Below are 17,399 nucleotides of genomic sequence, written 5' to 3'. Positions count from 1 at the left end.
CATTTCACCCTTTAATGGAAAACAGTCAGCGCCCGAATTCGGCTGTTATCGAGGCGCTAGCAAGGCTACTAGTATTGGCAAAAAAGCCGACAAGAGCTCCGGATGCGGTCTCGTCGATTGGCAACGTGTCCTGCGGCATCGCATAGATTGTAAATACATATCGGTGCGTCCTGCCCTCGGGCGGGCAAGCACCTCCAAAAGCGTTCTGTGAGAAATCATTGCGTGCCTGTACAGCGCCTTCCGGGAGCGGAGCCGCGACGGTTCCAGCCCCTTCAGGCAGGGCGGACACAGACGCAGGGATATTGAAGACCGACCAGTGCCAGAAACCAGAGCCAGTCGGAGCATCCGGATCGTAGGCAGTCACTACGAAGCTGTTTGTACCTTGCGGTGCTCCAGACCAGGTGAGCGACGGCGACAGGTTACCGCCCTCACATCCAAATCCTGAAAAGACCTGCTCGATGTCCATGAATTCCCCTTCTGCAATGTCGGGGGAAGTCAGGTTCATGTCAGCAAAAGTCGGCGAGGCCAGAAATGCAGATACCGTAAGAGTAGCAATGATTTGGATGTGTTTTGAAGGCTCTCTCATTGTTTACGTCTCCGGGGTAGCTTTTCCCGAGATACTGTAGACGTTTTGCCAGAGTGCGGCAGTGCCGCCGCGCTCAATCAATGTGCCGATACAGTCATGTTTTTGTGGCGGCTGGCACGAATAGCAGAGGGCGCAACACCGAAGCGAGCGCGGAAACGCCGTGCGAAACGTGAGGCGCACGAGTATCCCACGTCCAGTGCGATCCGATTGATCGGTAACTCTGTAGTTTGTAGAAGCCCAAGGGCTTGTGTCATTCGAACATCAGCTAACAAGTCGCCAAACGTGGTGCCTTCCGCAGCCAGTTTCCGACGCATGGTGGCCTCACTGACCGCCATTCCCCGCGCGGCTTCCGCTGACCGCCACAGGACATCGGGTTCAGCTGCAATATGCGACCGTAAGCGGTCTACAAAGCCTATCGGTCGCGTTGGCCCAAAACCAATTCCGGCCTCTGCCAGCCAAAGCAACGCCTCCCGCACGGCATGTTCACTTATCTTGCTCGGAGTTAGGGGGTCGTCCAATGCGATCACCGCCCGCTCAAATGCCGCAACTGTACGATCATCGCGCGATGTACCTGTCGGAACGCCCGGTGGTATCGCGGATTCTTCGATTTGCTTCTCATCGAGGAGAATGGCCGACGCGATATAACAACCATTGTTCGGCTTGTTCTCAATCGTAAGTGGCACTCTCGCAGGGAGAACGCCCACGCTGCCACTGAGAATTGTCAGCTTTGTATCATTAGAAATGACGCTCTTGCATCCTTGCCTTACGAGCACGACAACAGGTTTTTGGGAAACTACAGCGCGCAGCACAGCACTAGAAGACTGACGGACAAGATGAGATGATGGCATGATGCCTCGCTATCACAAGAGCTTGCGAAAAGCATCTGCGAAACCGTCAGGGCAACCGCGCATCTAATGCGCAGCATCAATCAAATTGGGCTCTCTGCCCGAACTTGCTGATTGGCGCTGGAATAGACAGAGTTGTTACAATAGGAACTCCTACAGGATTTCCGCCCTCATTTTCCGCCACCTGTATTCGCCTGTGAGGATGATATGTGCCCAACCAAGGGGTGAGATGTGCGCGAGAAGATAGGCTGGCGTATCCAACCCGGTCTTTTTTCGCGCGGCGACCGCTTTGCTGAGCTGTTTTGTATTCCAGTAGATGATGATTGCCGTCAGCAAGTTCAGCCCTGCGATCCTGAAGTGCTGGCCTTCTGTGGTGCGATCCCGGATTTCCCCCTGCCGACCAATCCGCAGTGCATTCTTCAGGGCGTGTTGCGCCTCGCCTTTATTGAGCCCGATCAGGGCACGGCGTTGCATATCGACATCGAGCAGCCATTCGATGATGAACAATGTCCGCTCAACGCGCCCGATCTCCCGAAGAGCAACTACCAGATCATGTTGCCGTGGGCGTGCCGCCAGTTTCTTCAGAAGCTGACTGGGCTGCATCCTGCCTGAGAGTATTGTCGCAATACACCGCAGAACATCTGGCCAATTGGCAATGATGGTGTTTTCCCGGATTTTGTCTCCTACCAAGCCTCTAAGTTCATTCGGGACACTGCGCCGATCAAAGACATGCAGCCGTTTGGACGGCAAATCCCGGATGCGCGGGATGAACAGATAGCCAAGCAGCGAAGTGGCGGCGAACACAAGATCGGTGAAACCGCCTGTGTCGGTATATTGTTCTTTGATCCGTTTGCCCGTTGGGTTCATCAACAACCCATCCAGAATATATGGGGCTTCGTTCACTGTGGCGGGAATGACTTGCGTGGCAAAGGGGCCATACTGATCTGATACATGAGTATAGGCTTTCAGGCCGGGCTCATGGCCGTACTTCGCATTGATCAGGTTCATCGCTTCACCCTGTCGCGTGGTGGGAAAGAATTGACCATCACTGGAAGCAGTCTCGCCAGCACCCCAGTATTTTGCCATTGGTAGCTGTGCCTGCGCTTCAATCACGATGGCCAATGCCCGATTGATGGCCTCACTTTCGACATGCCAGTTCGAGAGCCGTGCCAACTGAGTAAAACTATGCGTGCTGCTGGCCCCGGCCATTTTGCTCAAGCCGAGATTCAGACCCTCTGCCAGAATGACGTTCAGCAATCCGAGCCTGTCTTTGCACGGTGCCCCGGTGCGCAGATGGGTGAAGGCATCGGTGAACTTGGTATCATTGTCCACGTCCATAAGGATATCCGTGATTCGCACCTCCGGCAGGCGGTGATAAAGATCAAGGATGAGGCTATCCGCTTCGGCAGGAATATCGGCTTCAAGACGCTTTACGCGCAACCGGCCATCTTCGATGACACCGCCAGGAAGGACTCCTTTTCTGACCGCCGTTGCGAGCCTTTGTAGTCCGTCTTCTAAGCGCCGCTTGCGATCCTCAATCCATACCTCTGGCTCCAATGGCATCGACAGACCCATAGTCTGAGCGGTATCGACCGGAACCAAGGCCTGTTTCATGTCGCTGTAGCGGCGGGAATTGGCAAGCCAAACATCTCCCGATCTGAAGGCGTCACGTAGATGGAACAGCACCGCAACAACCCATAGACGGTCTCGATTGGTTTCCGGATTCCGCAAGTGACTTCGCCATTTCGACTGTGGCTGAAGAAAGGAGGCTGAGCGACTTGGAATATCGCGTTTATCACGGATCACATCGGTCGCCGCCAGCAGAGGCTCAGCCACACTGGCTCCCGTTATGTCCAACGTATCCAGCATTCGTGGGGCATAGGCCAGTTCGAGACTGAAATTCGAGCCGAACGGCAAATGGACGGGATCAAGAAGGCCAAGGATCGAGGTGTTCAGTTCGGAAAACGCCCCGCGCTTACTGATGATCAGATCGTAGAACTGCGCGACAAACGCAAACACGGTACTCTGATCAAAGACCTCATGGCTGAATACAGCCTCTCTAAGGCCACCATCTACCGCTATCTCACCGAAAACGAAGCTTGAGCGCTGTTCCAGAACCTTGATCAGAGCTTAACGCCCTATTCTGCACCGAGCCGGAGTCGACCCCCAGAAGACATCCTATGCGATCTGTTTCCATGTGCTCAGGGCAATGTCACCCTTTCCAAGTCTAACTCAGGCAGATCTCTGAGACTCTGAAGATCAAACAGCGCTAGAAACTCTGGCGTGGTGACAAAGGTGTGGGGCGCACCGGGTCGCGGCGCGCGCGGCCCATTGGAAATCAGCTTTTGGTATTTGAGCCTTGAGATTAAGTCGCGACTGACCTCTTTGCCGAATATGTCGGCCAGGCCAGCACGATCGATAGGCTGATGATAAGCGATGGCGCAAAGCACAGCCATTTCGGTTTCCGTGAAGCCTATCTGCTGCTCTCCAAGATCAGCCACCGATTTGATTGCTTCGGCAAAATGAGGCTTGGTTCGGAACATCCAGCCACTAGCAATGTGAACTAACTCATACGGGCGCTGCAGCAGTTCCGCCCGAATGTCGTCGATCAGCATCTCGACTGAGACCCCCTGCCCCACCAAGCACGCCAAATCCTCACGGTCGACCGGTGAGGCACTCGCGAACAGTACAGCCTCGATACGGCCCATCCATTCGCGCCACCTGAGCTCTGCTGGCAAGTCGTCGAGCTCGCGGTCGAAGAGCGCACGGCCCTCTGTAGATGGTGATCGTCTTGCGGCCGCGACACTCATGGCGCGATCCCATAGAGCCGGAACGTTGAACGGCCAGTGAGTTCCCTTACAGCGCCCAGCTCGACCAGGCGGTCACAAAGCCGGCGCGCCGCTCGCCCGGTCATCGGTGTGTTGGTGCCTTGAATGCGCGGGGCGAGCATGCTGGATGGCGCCACCGCATCTTCGCGCAGGAACAGAGCCACCGCGTCCTCTGATCCTCGTGTCCGTAACTTGGGAGCCACTGTTTTCAGCACTTCGGAGCGCCACGCGAGGGTGCGCGCCATCTGATAAGCTGATTGGGCTCCCTTTGTAATGGCCTCTTGAACGGCAGTATCTGACCCGGTCTTGCTGTCGCGAAGCTCCCGCAGCATCGCTTTCTTCAAATGGTGTGCCGTCAGCGGCATTGGTTGAGCCCATCCCAAGGACTTCGCAAGCACCACATCGGCGAGGAAGCAGGCCATTCGTTCCGCGCGATCGTCGGCCCGTACAACAGTGCCAATGACATCGCGCGCGGCTGCCAAGGGTCCATTCTGTTTAGCCGCATCAATCGCTTCGGCGATCCAGAACGGGACATCATCTGCTAGATGATCGTCTACCTGCGCGGCAACCTTCCCAATCCAGTCAGTTCCACGAAGCGACAGACGCAAGGTTGCGCGCCAAAAGGCCAACATGTCCCCATCTGGCCCGAGCGCATCACTGGCCGGCGTCAGATGAAAGGCATCGCGGATATCTGCCTCGCGTGCCATTCGGCCTTCAAGCCTCGACGTTGCTGCCGACGCCTGCAGCGCCAGCGTATTTGCCAGGAGAACCTTAGGCACACATTCATCTTTTTGCTTTAGGATCATGTCCAGCAAGGCGAACGTCGCGCCCGACAAAAAGGCAACGTTCTGAGTACTTTCGCCCGGACAAGAGGTGACCCAGGCGGGCAGGTCCGCTAGGTTGGTTCGGTCCGAAACGATGCGTGGCGACTCATAGGTCATGCCACAGAGTCTGGTTTATCGCGGCGCTTTTGTCCACAAAATATGGTATAAACCGCCCCGCCTTAAACAGCTTTTCTAGGTCCAATAATCTTGCATTATCGGACGTAAAAGAATACCCTGCCGATATGCCTTGCGAACCACCTAAAAAGGCCGAGAATTCGAGCTCAGAGACCCCTATCCCGTCAAACGCGGATCAACTCGACGAGAGAGCTCGCTCGGACAAGAACACTAAGAGCGTTTCCGACCTTGATGCATCTGAAGAGATCGGCCGGGCGCTGGAAAACAGCTCATTCGAAGCCAGAGTCATTGCAAAACCTGATCTGATCCATGTCGAGCTCGGCTGGCCGGATCCAGTCGACGCTGATTGCCAAAAAATCGATGTTCCAGAGTCTGTCGTCGCCTCTGGCTCATTGGAGCGGCTCGTCGAGACTGCGCGCGATTATGCGACCCAGGCAACGGCCGAAAACACAAATGCCGCCTACAAACACGACTGGGCGCATTTCTCGAGCTGGTGTCGGCGCCGTGGCGCGGACCACCTTGTGCCAGACGCGCAGCTGATTGGGCTCTACATTACAGAGATGGCCGCGCCTCAGAACGGGTCCCCTGCCCTATCTGTTTCGACGATTGAACGTCGCCTGTCGGGTCTGTCCTGGAACTATCAGCAACGCGGGCAGCTCCTCGATCGCAAGGATCGTCATATAGCGACTGTTCTCGCCGGGATCCGGCGTAAACACGCCCGCCCACCTCAACAAAAGGAGCCTATTTCGCCGGAAGAGCTCTTGGAGATGGTTGGACAGTTAACGTTCGGTCTCAGAGATATGCGAGATCGCGCAATTTTGCTTCTCGGATACGCTGCCGGTCTGAGACGGTCGGAAATCGTTGACCTTGATGTCCACCGAGACGACACCGATGACGGAAAAGGCTGGGTGGAGATCGAGGACGGCGGTGTGGTGATCATTCAAAGAACAAAGACGGGTTGGAAGGAAGCCGAAGTAGCACGCGGGTCCAGCGACCTGACCTGTCCGGTCCATGCGCTCGAACAATGGTTGTACTACGCAAAGGTCGATTTTGGCCCGATCTTTCGCAGAGTGCTTCGAGATAACTCCGGAGTTCAGTCAGATCGGTTGTCAGACAAACATGTCGCGCGGCTCATCAAGCGAACCATGCTCGAGGCGGGGCTACGACCTGATGTGCCTGACGCGGAGCGGCTCAAGCTCTTCTCCGGTCACTCGTTGCGCGCGGGCCTCGCCTCCTATGCAGAAGTGGATGAACGCTATGTTCAGAAGCAGCTCGGACACGCCTCCCCTCAGATGACCCGACGCTACCAACGGCGGCGAGATAGGTTCCGGGTCAACCTGACGAAAGCAGCTGGGCTTTGAAGAGACCAAAATGGGTGTTTCCCGAGGTGCATGTTTTGACCCAAACAGACAATACTTGCCAACATGTCTCAGACACATTCGGACGATCTTGCCTGAGGACTTCGGGAGCAAGCTATTGAGTATTCACATTTCTCTCAGGCGTGCGAACGCGTACCAGTTTTCAATGTTGACAATTTCCTTGAAACCTTCCCAGGCGACTTCTCCCGCCAATAAAAGGACCCCGACAACGGCGAAATGAGGAACACCTGCCCTTAGGATGGATGCAATTGAGCTGATGAGATGAGAACCCAAAGAAGGCGTATAGTCTCTGTTAAGAAACAGTGCGTTCAATGACATTTCCCTTGGGCCCGGTAACCCATTAGCGGTCTCATCATAGCAGATCACAGAGACGAGTGTCTTATATGCAATAGCGATCCAAACGAAAAAGACCATGATCTCGTAAGTGCTACCTTCGCCCAACACATTTACAAGCATATTGGATTGACCGGGTCCAATTACGATGGCGATGGCAAGGGCCACCGAGAGAAGCTGTGAACTTCGCCTGATCCGCAGTCCTTCGTTGATCATTGCTCGATACCTGATCTCACGCTTTAGCTCGTCACTTTTTTTCCACGCTTCGAGGCGTTTAGTTCGTGCGTCTTGATCCCCTTTAGTTGTCAATCTTGATCTCCATCCACCAATATTTCACTCCTCGGTGATAACCGATACACATCAATGCCGCCCTGCGTGCTCATTCAATCGACCATAGAAGCTACGATCCAGATGCAATTCGCCCGCTTGCGCCTTTTCGACGAGCCCTCGAAGATACCCGCCGGGTGACCTCACCACTCCATCGGTGTGTTTATCAAAGATCAATGCGATGGATGCTGCAGCAATCGCGGGTCCCAACACCCGGTTTGCTACGTTCCAGGCGTCCTCTGAGATGCCCGCCATCGATCTGAGCTGCGCAGCGGCCCTATGGACATCGTTCCAGTCCTTCAAGTAGCCCTGAACCGCGCGCGCCATCTCCGCAAAATGCGGGCACGAGGCCATCAGCATTGGTATATCGACCTCTGATCCCCGTTTTTGGGTATGGGTGCTCCAGTTGATATCTAAATCAATCTCATCTGGCCTCTCCACCGGTTGATGCGGTTCCACTTGGGGCGATGCGCCCGCCGCGGGCTTTGTTTCAAAGCTATTACTAGATACAGGATTAGGTTGGTTTGTAGTTAGTATGTGGGTCTCGTTTTCGAGACTCGAGGGTGTCATATTTTTAGAAATAGACACGACGTTGGCACTGGATGTGGTCTCCTGAGAAGACGTTGTGGCATCAGATTCCTTCGGCCAGTCGAAAGCGGCTTCGAAGGCGCGCTCAACACGGTCCTGCAGCTCCTTGAACCAGTCCAGAATACTTAGGAGCTTGTCTGGGCCTGTGGAGCGCTTTGGGAGGCTCTCGAGCAAGACACCGAATTCTTCCCGCAGCTCCTTCCATGGCCCTCTGAGGCGGCTCTCAAGCGCCTTTTCAATCTTTGCCCGGATGATACGCCGTGTGACAGTGATCGTGTTGCGCACCGAAGCACAGAACTCGCGCTCTTCCTGTAAACGCGCATAGAGCGCTTCAAACTCTTCGGTACGCGCCGCCAAAGGAGCCAAGTCGAAGCCGTAGGCCTCAATTATCACCCCTTCTTCGTCTCTCCTGCCCCATCTCTTTCCGTTCGGACTGTCCTTCATCGAAATGACGCCGCTCTCGCAAAGACGGCGTACATGGCGTCTGAGTGTCGCCAGGGAAAACCCTGTCTGTTCCATAAGGAAATTGTTTGAGGCCCAGACGATAGGCCGCCTGCCCTGCTCCCAGTCCTGGGCTTGCGTGACCGCACCGAAGGTGTCGAGGAGCAACAGGTCCTGGGACTTGAGCCCGATCGCCGCAGCGACTTTCTTCGCCGCTACAATAGCCTGTGATTTGGGTATAGATAGCCGTTCGCCGACTTGTGCATACTTTTCAGCCTGAACAAGACCCGGCGTTGGCTTGCGCCAACCTGTATGTGTCATGATGGGTGTGTGACCTCCTTTGCTTAAAAGAAGGCAATAGAAATCCGTTCACCGAATCGGTGTTCTGCGTTGACAGTGATTCGCGGAGGGTGCTATCTATGAGGTGCTAAACAGATAGATGAGCTCTCTTACCGCTTGGTGGAGGGCTTTTCTTTTGCCTGTATCTCTCTCTTTCTCTGCTCGTTTCCTTGTTTCAACTCGTTATGATCCCCCAGTGGAACTCCTGAAGTTGTATGAGCGACTGCGGGTTACTGTTTCTCGAGACCCTTTTTGTATTTGGCGAGGAGATTATCCATCTCTCGCTCGAGAAACTTGCTGAACCCTGCCGCGTGAGATTTGGACAAGGTTAGTTTGACTGACGCTGGCCCAATCGTCATGGAGCCAACCTCTCCAAGTTTTCGGGTTGTCGTTGCTTTCGAGCCTGACTTTTTCGGTTTCGCGTTCGCTTTCTGCAATGTAGCGAGGAGCTTTTCAAACCGAGCGTTGCTATCCAGATCCTGGATGCTGGCCTCTTGGATGAGTTCAAGCGCCCTGCCTCGGTTGCTTGGCAACACAGCGAGTTTTTTGAACGTCTCCCATCGATCTCGACCGACCGATTTTGCGGGACCTATGAACTCGATGATCTGTTCATCGATCTTCTGCGAGACGGACAGCAATCTTGAAAGCAGCGTGGCGTCAACTGTAAGCGCGGCCTGGACAACATCCTTTGGGTTGCCAAGGTCGACGAGACGCTTCGCAAACAAGGCTTTTTCAATGAATGACAGATCAGATCGGGCAGAATTCTCCTGGCCCTGTGCCAGGATGTGCGCCAGATCATCCATTGGTTTGATGACGGCGCGCACGGTCTGCCCAAGCTCCCTTGCAACACGTACCCGTCTGTGACCAAAGACGATCATATACCGCTCAGAGCCCTTTGGATGGGGCCGTAATAGAACAGGAGTATTCTGGCCGTCGCGTTCGATCGTCGCCTTGAGCTCTTGAAACTCCTCGTCATCGCCTGACAAACGATCATTGACGAATGAGACATCAATCTGTTGAGGGTCGACGTCGACAATAGTCTCGCCCTCCAACATCTTCTTCGCATCATCTGCCAAGCTGTCGAGAGACGCTCTCATTTTGCCTGAAGCGCCTTTCAGAGCGTAGTCGGACCGCTTTGCGCTTGGATTTTGCTCAGTCTCTGTGCCAAGAACGCTTTCGAGAAGATTTTTCCGAGCCATCAGAGCCCCCCTTCTGCGATGCTAATCATCTGACAAATCGTCAAAATTTCGGATTCTGCACGGCTGTCAATTTTCATCAGAACCGCCCCCAAGCTTTGTGAATGAGGTCCGCGACCTCATCGTTGACGCCATTGAGGGATTCCATGGCACGATCATAGGTCGTCCTCACAAACTGTTGGCGCTCCACCTCGTAGAGTGTTTGTTTGGTGATACCTGCATCAGATATCGCCGTGGATTTAAGCATTGAAGCTTGCAACATTTGATTTGGGAACATGGCCTGAAGGAAGCCAACCATCTGCTTTTGTGGTCCGTCCGTCGGCTCGTAGCGTGTCACAAGATAACGGAACCACTTGAGTTTCATCTCCGCACCGGCTGATCGTATCGTCTTCATGATCCCGCCTAGCATGAGCAGGAACTGACTCATCGACATCACGTCCAACATTTGCGGGTGCACCGTCACAAGAACAGACGAGGACGCCGTTAGAGAGGTCAGCGTCAGATATCCAAGTTGCGGTGGGCAATCGATGACAACGACGTCGTAGCGCTCATCAACTTCTTTCAAGGCCGAGGAGATCCGAGTGAAGAACGCGCGACCTTCAGTCGAATCCTTTGCTGTCATGGCTAGCGGCGTATCGTACTCATACTCCTGAAGCTCGAGATTGGCCGGTACGATATCTAGGTTCGGGAAATTGGTAGGGCGAATAACCTCCGAAATCGGAACCCTTTGATCGTCGTATCTCAGTGTCTCATAGAGCGAAGGGACGTCATCTAACTCGGGTTGAATGCCATGCAGAGCTGTTAGAGAAGCCTGGGGATCGAGATCGACCGCAAGAACCCGATGACCTTTCAGTGCAAGATGCTGTGCGAGATGCGAAGCGGTAGTGGTCTTGCCACTACCACCCTTGAAATTCACAACGGATATTACGTGTAAGTCTTCGCCTGGCTTACGGCGCGGAACATAGGGTCTCTTCCCTGGTCGACCATGTTTGTCGAGGTACTCTCGCAACTCCAGCATCTGCTCCGCGGTGTAGCTTCTGCGACCGGAAGAGGATGTTTCCGGAGTAGGGCCCTTGCCTTCGAGGTGCAACTTTTTGATGTTCGAAGTAGTTACACCCAGGAAATAGGCCACCTCAGCGAGAGAGAAGTGACGTAGACCTTTTTGGGCATTTGGTGGATACTGTTCCTGACGCAGGATATTGAGCTTATCGGATATTAGCTCACCTTGACCGAGGATGATCTCGTCAAAGTGCAGATTGCTCATCTCTGCGACAACTGGTGCGTCACTCATCGGCGTCCTGCTCTCTAGTATCGCTTTTACCGCGAATTATACTCTAAAAACGTCACTACACCGATTCCCGTGATTCCACAAGTATTTAGGCACACCACACCAGGTGCACCGCAAATGGTGTGGTCCACACCAGATATAGTGGTGATTGCATTCTAAAGTGGCAGATAATTTGTCAGGTCTCTTTTTCAGAGGGCCATCCTCAGCAACTAACTGAAATAATAGGGTTTTTCCGGATTCTGCACGGCTGTCAATTCTCGTATCCCCTGAAATTTGCCGACTGCATAACAAAAGATGGCCTTCATCGATGCTTGAGAATTTGTCAGATTTACAGTTGTAACAACGGCTCTGAGCGGGAACTAACCGGCCTATGAATCGGATGTTCGGTCACATTTTCGCATGATCATGTAGAAGAACCAACCCACACCACGAGATATAACAGAATAGCGTTGACGCATGTTGACTGCAGTCAAAAGGAAGGTTTTCTCGCTGAATTCCCGCCACTTAGAGCAGTTGGCGTATTTGTTTGTCAATCAGACCGGTAGTCGACCATGGGCCTGGTTCGTGTGTAGGGCGCTGCTGGGCGTCTGGAACCGGCCAGTTTGGACTTCAACAATCGCCACAGACTCTCAGGCGAATAACTCAATTGGTTCGCTGCTGCCAAAAGGGTGAGTGCGAAAATCAACAATAGGAAAGTCCACCAGCGTATGTGGAACGCGAACAGCCCGACAAAGAAGACCAGCCTCGCATCAAAGAATGCCAGTTGCGGCCGGGCCATCGAGTAACGCCAATGCACCGGTGATCTAAAGATATTGTATCGCTCATCTGCCATGCGCGACCTAGGGCCTCGTGACGTTGGCAGTAAAGAGAACGCCAATGATCTGGCGGGAGCGCAGAGAGATCAGTGGCCCACGCGGCGCTGCCGCCACAAATTCTCCGGCAAGATCATTGCCAACCTCAGCCAATCCGCTGTAGACGCCCTGTTCGAAAGTGGCGGCCGGCCGCGATATGCCGGTGGTACCGCCGAGATCGACCAAGCTCGTCCCCGGATCTGAAAGCGCGTCTCCGAGACCGGAGACGAATGCGGCAGCCACCCTCGGCGCGTATCGTTGGAATAGGCGGCGATCCAAATCTGTACGAACCGCAAGTGACTTCTGGCGTGCATCGACGGCATATGCCGCGATGGGAACCTCGGTTCCATCCTGTAGCACCGCATTGTTGAACTGAACAATGAGATGCGTGTTGTTCTGGTTCGGCTGGACCCCCCCCACAAGACGAGCACCGCGTAGTGGTCCGCGGCGCACCTCGGCAAGGACAGGTCCTGGGGTGTCACTGTCATTGGTAACGATCGTTGCCGCCAAGACGACATCACCTGCACGTGCTAGGAGATCTGCGGTGGGTGTCACATTGCCATTGGCAACCGCACCGCGAGATCCTGACTGATCTACCGTGGTGGGCTCGTCCGTGGGAAGCAAATCTTGCTCGACAACAACCGTGACGCCAGATGGTTGTGCCTGCCAGGATCGGATCAATCCTTGTTGCTGAGAGGCCATCAGCTGAGCAAGTTGGTTGATCCGACTGTAATCGGGTGCAGGCTGAGACGGGGCAGGGGCCTGTTGGCGCACCGGTGCCTGTGGCCGTTCGACGACAACAGGCTCTGAGGGAGTTGGCTCCAGGCGTGTATTTGCAGGTGGTAGCGGGCGGTTTTGGTTGGTCACGACGTCAGGCGCCGGCTCATCAATCTGCCGCAAAGGTTCGTCGGGTACCGCCACGAAGGAATCTCCGCTTTCGACGGCCTGCCGAGCGCCATCTTCATTTTGTTGCCGCAAGTTTTCGGCATAGCGTTCGGATGTGCGCAGCTGATTGCCAGCAGGTGTGGCATCAAGACTTGGCGCGCCAGCTACGCGACTGCCTCCGCCTAGTTCAGGGTTCCGCCAGAACTCATACCCGACGGCACCCCCTACAACCAGGATGCTCAAGAGAGCAATGTTTCGAAACGAAAGCAGGACTCTCGATTGCTTTCGCTCGACGCGGCGAGATCCGCCCGAACCATTCCCTTCGGAACCATTGCCACCCAAGATATCTTCTTCTGTCATTGCGCAATCCTCACTTTTGAGACCACGCCACCTACAGAAATGAGTGCGATTGCCGTGGGTCTGATTTTGTACGCTTTGATTTGGCCGGCCGCTGTCAGGATTTGTGAGGCAGGTGGGGATATGACCGTCTCACGTGACTGGAGATAGATTGCGCCGTCGTAGCTCCAGGCGCGAACAGCAGGGTTGTCCGTACCCAACCGAACAGCATTGCCTGGAATGTCAGTACCCGTTGCGAAGGCCATCATCACGTTGTTGGATGCACGAACACGTGGCTCTCTAGCGCTTACGGAAACAGGTTGCCTCTCAGCGTTGGGGCCCATCCCGTCGATCGTAAAGTCTCGCCGGTAGTGCGTGTTCAGGGAATTGGTACGGACATCAAAGACCAAGGGGCGGCTTTCGCCAACCAGCGAGACAATGATGTTTGAGAACCCATGGGGCACAAGGGGCGTAACAGCGAGCTGGTTTGAGCCTTCCTGCATCGCGTAGACTTGAAAACTCGACGGCTTGCCGATGACGTATGAAGCGATGGGCCAGGCCGCACCGCTGCGGTCATAGAATGCCATGACACTTACGGTATCAGGCCCAGTCAGCAGGACCTCAGGCCGTTGAGTGGGCCCGAGGTAAATATGTGCGGCGTCTGTGATAGCATTAGGAAAACGCCCTGACGGAGGTGTTGCGGCGGCTTTCTGGCTTTCATCAAGTCTACGGCGATAATCGCGGATCATTTCTGGAGTCATCGGAAACTGGCTCTGCAATGCCGTGCCGTAGGCGGTTATTTCTTCAGGTGTGAGCGGACGGTCCAACTCGTCAAGGCTCTGCAGTAACTCAGTGGCCCCAATGACGGGAAAGTCACCGACCGGTGTTTGGGGTGGAGCCTGCGAAGGTTGTCGCTGCTGATTGAGTTCGTTCTGAGATACTGGATCGCGTCCAGTGGGGAAGGCAGGGGGGTTTTGTTGCCCGCCGTTCTGAATGGTAACCACAGTTGTATCTGGGGTCTGGCCGGGAAGCGTCGCCACGGGGCGCTCTGTGGGAGAGGGCAGGGGTGTCTGAACTGCTGTGCTCGGCGGCACGGTTTCATCTCCGGTCGCGTCCCTGAGGATGGTCTGCTGTGCGACACTGAATGTCGCCGGCATTAGTGCCACTGCGAACGCGAGGGCTGTTGTTGATCGAAGGATGCGAGTGGAAATGGTGAGTTTGCGGGGCATCATGCTCCTCCTGGAGCCGCGATGAACCGAGAAATCGCCATAGCGTAGGGGGACTCGTAGGTTTGCAGCCGTTCAATGTTTACGGTGATCAGGAAATTCTGACCGGTGACTTCAGACGCGGATTGATAGGTAACGCGTAGTGGTATTTGGACGATCCACTCGTAGACCCCCCGAGAATTCACGCCCTCGCGGACGATGACCGCGTTGTTTGCAACCGCTGTGGTGTTGAGACGGCGGCTCTGGACCAGGTCGAGCATCTGAGATTTCTGAACCGCGTCAACAAACTGGTTCCAGCCCGTGGGTTTGGTAAAATACTCTAGGGCGTTGTTAAAATCAGAGCGGTAGTTGGCGAAATCATAGGTGAGCGATGTTGTGACCGCGCGCACCGCAAAATTGCTGACTTCCGCGGCAGTCTGGTGTGGTTTGTCCAACGGTACGAGCGGAAGCAATTGGCCGTTGGTCGTGGTCGCAAAGTAGCGCGGTTCGGGTTTCGACATTGCCAGATAGGCGGTGGACATGCCGAGCGCCACGGTCGATGCACCAAGACCCAGGGCTATCCAGCACATTGCTTTGTAAGCTGCCTCAAACGTCTGCGCTTTGCGCAGGATAGCTTCCAATACAGCATAATTTTCATTGTCACCTGACATCAGAAAGGCTTGGCCTCCGTCATGATGTTCGATGGCAGCTCAGAAAAGGCAAAGCGCGCACCCTCATCGGTCATATAAAGAAAGAACGGGACGCCAGGCATGCGGTTGGTTCTCATCCAGTTGATGTTGTCGACGATACCTTGGATAACTGCGCGATCTGCAGTGCTGGTATCCATCTGGGCTACTGCGGGGGTGCCGCGCGTCTTGGACGTCATGTGCGACAGGAAAGTCGGTGCGACATCGCCCGAATGTAAGATGGAAAGCGACGTATTGAGGCCAGCCGGACCGGTGATTGGCGTAAAGATGATCCGCAGATCAATATCGCCTGAGACAATCTGCGTATGCATCTTGTCGATTGTCCATTGGCAATGGGGGCATTCGGGATCAGCCAACATATAGACAACTGGCGCGCCATCTCTGGCTTGAGCAGCAGAGAACCAGACGCGTTCCTCAGTTGCTTGCTTGAAGATCGTGTTCATTCCCGCCTGTGCTTCTGCACTCGGTGCTGCCGAGGCTGTGATCGGTGCGGTTGCCGGCTCTGACGCCGCAGCCGTTTCGTTGCTGTTCTCCGGTGTGTTTGGTGGGGTTGGCCTTGTGAGATTGCTCAGAGCCGTAGACATGGTCGACTGAGCTTCGGGCTGGGGAGTCGAGGCCATAGATTGCGGCAGCGGTGCACTTGCCTTAGGCGACAGAGGCGCGTTGTCCAGTGCAGCATGTGGTGTGGCCGTGCCCTGTTCCTCCAGCGAAGGCATGGTGGCGAGTAGAGCGGCAGAAATGTCCTCTCCCTGCGGACCGATTATGTCGCCGATAATGGTCAGCCCATCATTGGTGGTCAGAGCAATCGTTGGCTCACCATTTTCGTCTTTGATTGCCCATGCCTGCATCTCACCAATGCGCATGAGTGGGCGATGATCCTGCTCGTGCCGTTTGAGCAGACCTTCGATGAACGGGGAGTTTCCGGCACATGCAGCGAAGTTCTGCTTCCACGCTTCATCTTGGGCGGATGCCGACGTCACCAGGATAGGCAACGCAATAGCCAAGGCAAGATAGGTTGGCACTCTCTCGAGAATGAAACCTGTGGGCTGATTTCTTCTTGTGACAAAAAGCATTGCGCCGACTCCCATATCATTATAAACATCGCTATATATAGCGCTATTATCACTTCCGCTAGCGCTATTGCGAGTCGTTTAGGCGGTCATCCCCAATTCAATTCGGGTCGGTTGCCTTCAAGGAGTTTGAATGTCGAGAACTGAGCAAGACCAAAACCGCTCACGGTGGACTGCGCCGGGCATCGCGATGCTCATTGGTGCGTCCGGTTTTCTCATTCTTGCATGCACGGCATCAGTCATTTCTTGGAAGCAATGGGGCAGTGTTGAACCCACGGATGTCGCTTCTCTCGAGGAGCACCGGATCCTTCTGCAATCGCTGGAGCAAAGGCTCATCCAATTGGGGCAGGCGAATGCACAGCTGCGTAACGAGTTCGATGGTATCTCAGGGCCAGGGGGTGTGCTCCCGCGGATAATCGAACGACTCGGGGAGAGCCGCCGCGTCGAGGCAGCCCACGCGGCGGCTCTCCATCAGATCCTCAGCAACGGTGACAACGGGCCTCGGTCCCTAGATGACTTCAACGGAGCGGCACAGGTTCGGACATTTCCATCCGGACCCATCCAAGTGACCCCCGTGAATGTGACAGGCGCAGAGCAACCCCAAAGGGTGATTGTCACGCCAGATCAAAGTCAGACTTCGGTGGGGCAGGGGCAGTGATATGGGCGTGCGCAAATGGACGAACTGACCGCCTTCTTTCAGCGCGTGACGGCAATCCTGTCGCCTGCCCAGGCCTTCGTTGCGGTCCTTTGTTTTGTGCTCGGGATTGTGCTTGTCGTCATGGGCGTCCGGCTTTTTTTGATCACGGCCGAAGAAAGGGCCCATGCACATCATCGGCGCCACGGTTTTTGGCAGGCGGGTGCCTACGTTGTTTTTGGACTTCTAATCATCTCCCTCGATCTGACTTTATCGGCGTGGATCGCATCGCTCTTTGGGTCGGCAAACACAACGGCAAGCGCGGCCAGCGAAATCATGGCCTATGCTCCGGAAATGTTGGCTCCGGTTGCTGGGGCGCCGGGAGAAGCGATTTTGATCGCGCTCGTACGGGTGGCTCAGTTTATCGGGCTCATTGCTGTCGTCCGCGGTCTGTTCCTTTGCGTGAAGTCAACAGACATGCCTGGCAGCGGCCTTATGGGCAAAGGCTCCATCCACATGATCGCCGGCGTCATGGCAGTAGATCTGCCACGCACCGTCGGCCTTTTCGAAAACCTCTTCTTTGCACCCTGAAAGGAATATCC

16 protein-coding genes and 1 pseudogene are annotated in these 17,399 nt (G+C 54.9%); 3 read left to right on the top strand and 14 right to left on the bottom strand.

Annotated elements, in window-relative coordinates; translation table 11 throughout:
* Nucleotides 1-25: 25 nt before the first annotated feature.
* The 3 genes and pseudogenes from ACR0C9_RS18645 to ACR0C9_RS18635 form a co-directional block, all read right to left on the bottom strand.
* The gene (locus ACR0C9_RS18645; RefSeq protein WP_480781684.1) at nucleotides 26-586 is read right to left on the bottom strand and encodes a YbhB/YbcL family Raf kinase inhibitor-like protein; all 561 of its coding nucleotides are present in this window, start codon (nucleotides 584-586) and stop codon (nucleotides 26-28) included.
* Nucleotides 587-663: 77 nt separating this feature from the next.
* Nucleotides 664-1,434 carry a helix-turn-helix domain-containing protein gene (locus ACR0C9_RS18640; RefSeq protein ID WP_480781683.1) on the bottom strand — a complete coding sequence of 257 codons (771 nt, stop codon included), beginning with the start codon at nucleotides 1,432-1,434 and terminating at the stop codon, nucleotides 664-666.
* A gap of 150 nt (nucleotides 1,435-1,584) precedes the next feature.
* Nucleotides 1,585-3,312, bottom strand: a pseudogene (locus tag ACR0C9_RS18635) (Tn3 family transposase); the annotation flags it as partial.
* A 36-nt stretch (nucleotides 3,313-3,348) separates the two neighbouring features.
* Here ACR0C9_RS18635 and ACR0C9_RS18630 point away from each other — a divergent pair.
* The gene (locus ACR0C9_RS18630; protein WP_480781682.1) at nucleotides 3,349-3,534 is read left to right on the top strand and encodes a helix-turn-helix domain-containing protein; all 186 of its coding nucleotides are present in this window, start codon (nucleotides 3,349-3,351) and stop codon (nucleotides 3,532-3,534) included.
* A gap of 98 nt (nucleotides 3,535-3,632) precedes the next feature.
* Here ACR0C9_RS18630 and scpB read toward each other — a convergent pair whose 3' ends face one another.
* Complete coding sequence (gene scpB / locus ACR0C9_RS18625) at nucleotides 3,633-4,241, bottom strand: SMC-Scp complex subunit ScpB (RefSeq protein ID WP_480781681.1); 609 nt, start codon at nucleotides 4,239-4,241, stop codon at nucleotides 3,633-3,635.
* Nucleotides 4,238-5,200, bottom strand: coding sequence for a DUF1403 family protein (locus tag ACR0C9_RS18620; protein ID WP_480781680.1), 963 nt, complete (start codon nucleotides 5,198-5,200; stop codon nucleotides 4,238-4,240). Before ACR0C9_RS18620 ends, scpB begins: the two co-directional genes overlap by 4 nt.
* A 125-nt stretch (nucleotides 5,201-5,325) precedes the next feature.
* Between ACR0C9_RS18620 and ACR0C9_RS18615 the strand changes: the two genes are divergently transcribed.
* Nucleotides 5,326-6,579 carry a tyrosine-type recombinase/integrase gene (locus ACR0C9_RS18615; protein ID WP_480781679.1) on the top strand — a complete coding sequence of 418 codons (1,254 nt, stop codon included), beginning with the start codon at nucleotides 5,326-5,328 and terminating at the stop codon, nucleotides 6,577-6,579.
* Nucleotides 6,580-6,702: 123 nt separating this feature from the next.
* Here the strand turns inward: ACR0C9_RS18615 and ACR0C9_RS18610 are convergent, their stop codons facing one another.
* The 9 genes from ACR0C9_RS18610 to ACR0C9_RS18570 form a co-directional block, all read right to left on the bottom strand.
* Complete coding sequence (locus tag ACR0C9_RS18610) at nucleotides 6,703-7,239, bottom strand: hypothetical protein (protein WP_480781678.1); 537 nt, start codon at nucleotides 7,237-7,239, stop codon at nucleotides 6,703-6,705.
* 51 nt (nucleotides 7,240-7,290) lie between these two features.
* A complete protein-coding gene (repC, locus tag ACR0C9_RS18605) occupies nucleotides 7,291-8,607 on the bottom strand; it encodes a plasmid replication protein RepC (protein ID WP_480781677.1) in 1,317 nt (438 codons plus the stop codon).
* 248 nt (nucleotides 8,608-8,855) lie between these two features.
* On the bottom strand, nucleotides 8,856-9,824 hold the full coding sequence (repB, locus tag ACR0C9_RS18600; RefSeq protein WP_480781676.1) for a plasmid partitioning protein RepB: 969 nt from the start codon (nucleotides 9,822-9,824) through the stop codon (nucleotides 8,856-8,858).
* A 76-nt stretch (nucleotides 9,825-9,900) separates the two neighbouring features.
* Nucleotides 9,901-11,112 (bottom strand): plasmid partitioning protein RepA, encoded by a 1,212-nt coding sequence (gene repA, locus ACR0C9_RS18595; RefSeq protein ID WP_480781675.1) that lies wholly within the window; start codon nucleotides 11,110-11,112, stop codon nucleotides 9,901-9,903.
* A gap of 526 nt (nucleotides 11,113-11,638) precedes the next feature.
* Nucleotides 11,639-11,887: an IcmT/TraK family protein gene (gene icmT / locus ACR0C9_RS18590; RefSeq protein ID WP_480781821.1), complete on the bottom strand. Its 249-nt coding sequence runs from the start codon at nucleotides 11,885-11,887 to the stop codon at nucleotides 11,639-11,641.
* 61 nt (nucleotides 11,888-11,948) lie between these two features.
* On the bottom strand, nucleotides 11,949-13,205 hold the full coding sequence (locus tag ACR0C9_RS18585; protein ID WP_480781674.1) for a DotG/IcmE/VirB10 family type IV secretion system protein: 1,257 nt from the start codon (nucleotides 13,203-13,205) through the stop codon (nucleotides 11,949-11,951).
* Nucleotides 13,202-14,410 (bottom strand): DotH/IcmK family type IV secretion protein, encoded by a 1,209-nt coding sequence (locus ACR0C9_RS18580; protein WP_480781673.1) that lies wholly within the window; start codon nucleotides 14,408-14,410, stop codon nucleotides 13,202-13,204. The genes ACR0C9_RS18585 and ACR0C9_RS18580 overlap by 4 nt, the downstream gene beginning before the upstream one ends.
* Entirely contained in the window at nucleotides 14,410-15,057 is a 648-nt protein-coding gene (locus ACR0C9_RS18575; protein ID WP_480781672.1) for a type IVB secretion system apparatus protein IcmL/DotI, read from the bottom strand. The genes ACR0C9_RS18580 and ACR0C9_RS18575 overlap by 1 nt, the downstream gene beginning before the upstream one ends.
* Nucleotides 15,057-16,166 (bottom strand): thioredoxin domain-containing protein, encoded by a 1,110-nt coding sequence (locus ACR0C9_RS18570; protein ID WP_480781671.1) that lies wholly within the window; start codon nucleotides 16,164-16,166, stop codon nucleotides 15,057-15,059. The genes ACR0C9_RS18575 and ACR0C9_RS18570 overlap by 1 nt, the downstream gene beginning before the upstream one ends.
* Before the next feature lie 670 nt (nucleotides 16,167-16,836).
* On the opposite strand from ACR0C9_RS18570, the gene ACR0C9_RS18565 reads away from it, so the two are divergent.
* Nucleotides 16,837-17,388: a hypothetical protein gene (locus tag ACR0C9_RS18565; RefSeq protein ID WP_480781670.1), complete on the top strand. Its 552-nt coding sequence runs from the start codon at nucleotides 16,837-16,839 to the stop codon at nucleotides 17,386-17,388.
* Nucleotides 17,389-17,399: the final 11 nt, after the last annotated feature.

Source organism: Ruegeria sp. C12, from assembly GCF_056537745.1.
Note: the sequence above shows the minus strand (reverse complement) of the source record. Positions and strands in the feature narration are given on the sequence as shown.

Bases quoted from the DNA above. Each gene is read 5' to 3' on its own strand.
- repA (WP_480781675.1), bottom strand. From the start codon at position 11,112: ATGAGTGACGCACCAGTTGTCGCAGAGATGAGCAATCTGCACTTTGAC.
- ACR0C9_RS18615 (WP_480781679.1), top strand. From the start codon at position 5,326: ATGCCTTGCGAACCACCTAAAAAGGCCGAGAATTCGAGCTCAGAGACC.
- ACR0C9_RS18630 (WP_480781682.1), top strand. From the start codon at position 3,349: ATGGACGGGATCAAGAAGGCCAAGGATCGAGGTGTTCAGTTCGGAAAA.
- ACR0C9_RS18575 (WP_480781672.1), bottom strand. From the start codon at position 15,057: ATGTCAGGTGACAATGAAAATTATGCTGTATTGGAAGCTATCCTGCGC.
- ACR0C9_RS18585 (WP_480781674.1), bottom strand. From the start codon at position 13,205: ATGACAGAAGAAGATATCTTGGGTGGCAATGGTTCCGAAGGGAATGGT.
- scpB (WP_480781681.1), bottom strand. From the start codon at position 4,241: ATGAGTGTCGCGGCCGCAAGACGATCACCATCTACAGAGGGCCGTGCG.
- repC (WP_480781677.1), bottom strand. From the start codon at position 8,607: ATGACACATACAGGTTGGCGCAAGCCAACGCCGGGTCTTGTTCAGGCT.
- ACR0C9_RS18570 (WP_480781671.1), bottom strand. From the start codon at position 16,166: ATGCTTTTTGTCACAAGAAGAAATCAGCCCACAGGTTTCATTCTCGAG.
- ACR0C9_RS18640 (WP_480781683.1), bottom strand. From the start codon at position 1,434: ATGCCATCATCTCATCTTGTCCGTCAGTCTTCTAGTGCTGTGCTGCGC.
- ACR0C9_RS18565 (WP_480781670.1), top strand. From the start codon at position 16,837: ATGGACGAACTGACCGCCTTCTTTCAGCGCGTGACGGCAATCCTGTCG.
- repB (WP_480781676.1), bottom strand. From the start codon at position 9,824: ATGGCTCGGAAAAATCTTCTCGAAAGCGTTCTTGGCACAGAGACTGAG.
- ACR0C9_RS18620 (WP_480781680.1), bottom strand. From the start codon at position 5,200: ATGACCTATGAGTCGCCACGCATCGTTTCGGACCGAACCAACCTAGCG.
- ACR0C9_RS18645 (WP_480781684.1), bottom strand. From the start codon at position 586: ATGAGAGAGCCTTCAAAACACATCCAAATCATTGCTACTCTTACGGTA.
- ACR0C9_RS18580 (WP_480781673.1), bottom strand. From the start codon at position 14,410: ATGCCCCGCAAACTCACCATTTCCACTCGCATCCTTCGATCAACAACA.
- icmT (WP_480781821.1), bottom strand. From the start codon at position 11,887: ATGGCCCGGCCGCAACTGGCATTCTTTGATGCGAGGCTGGTCTTCTTT.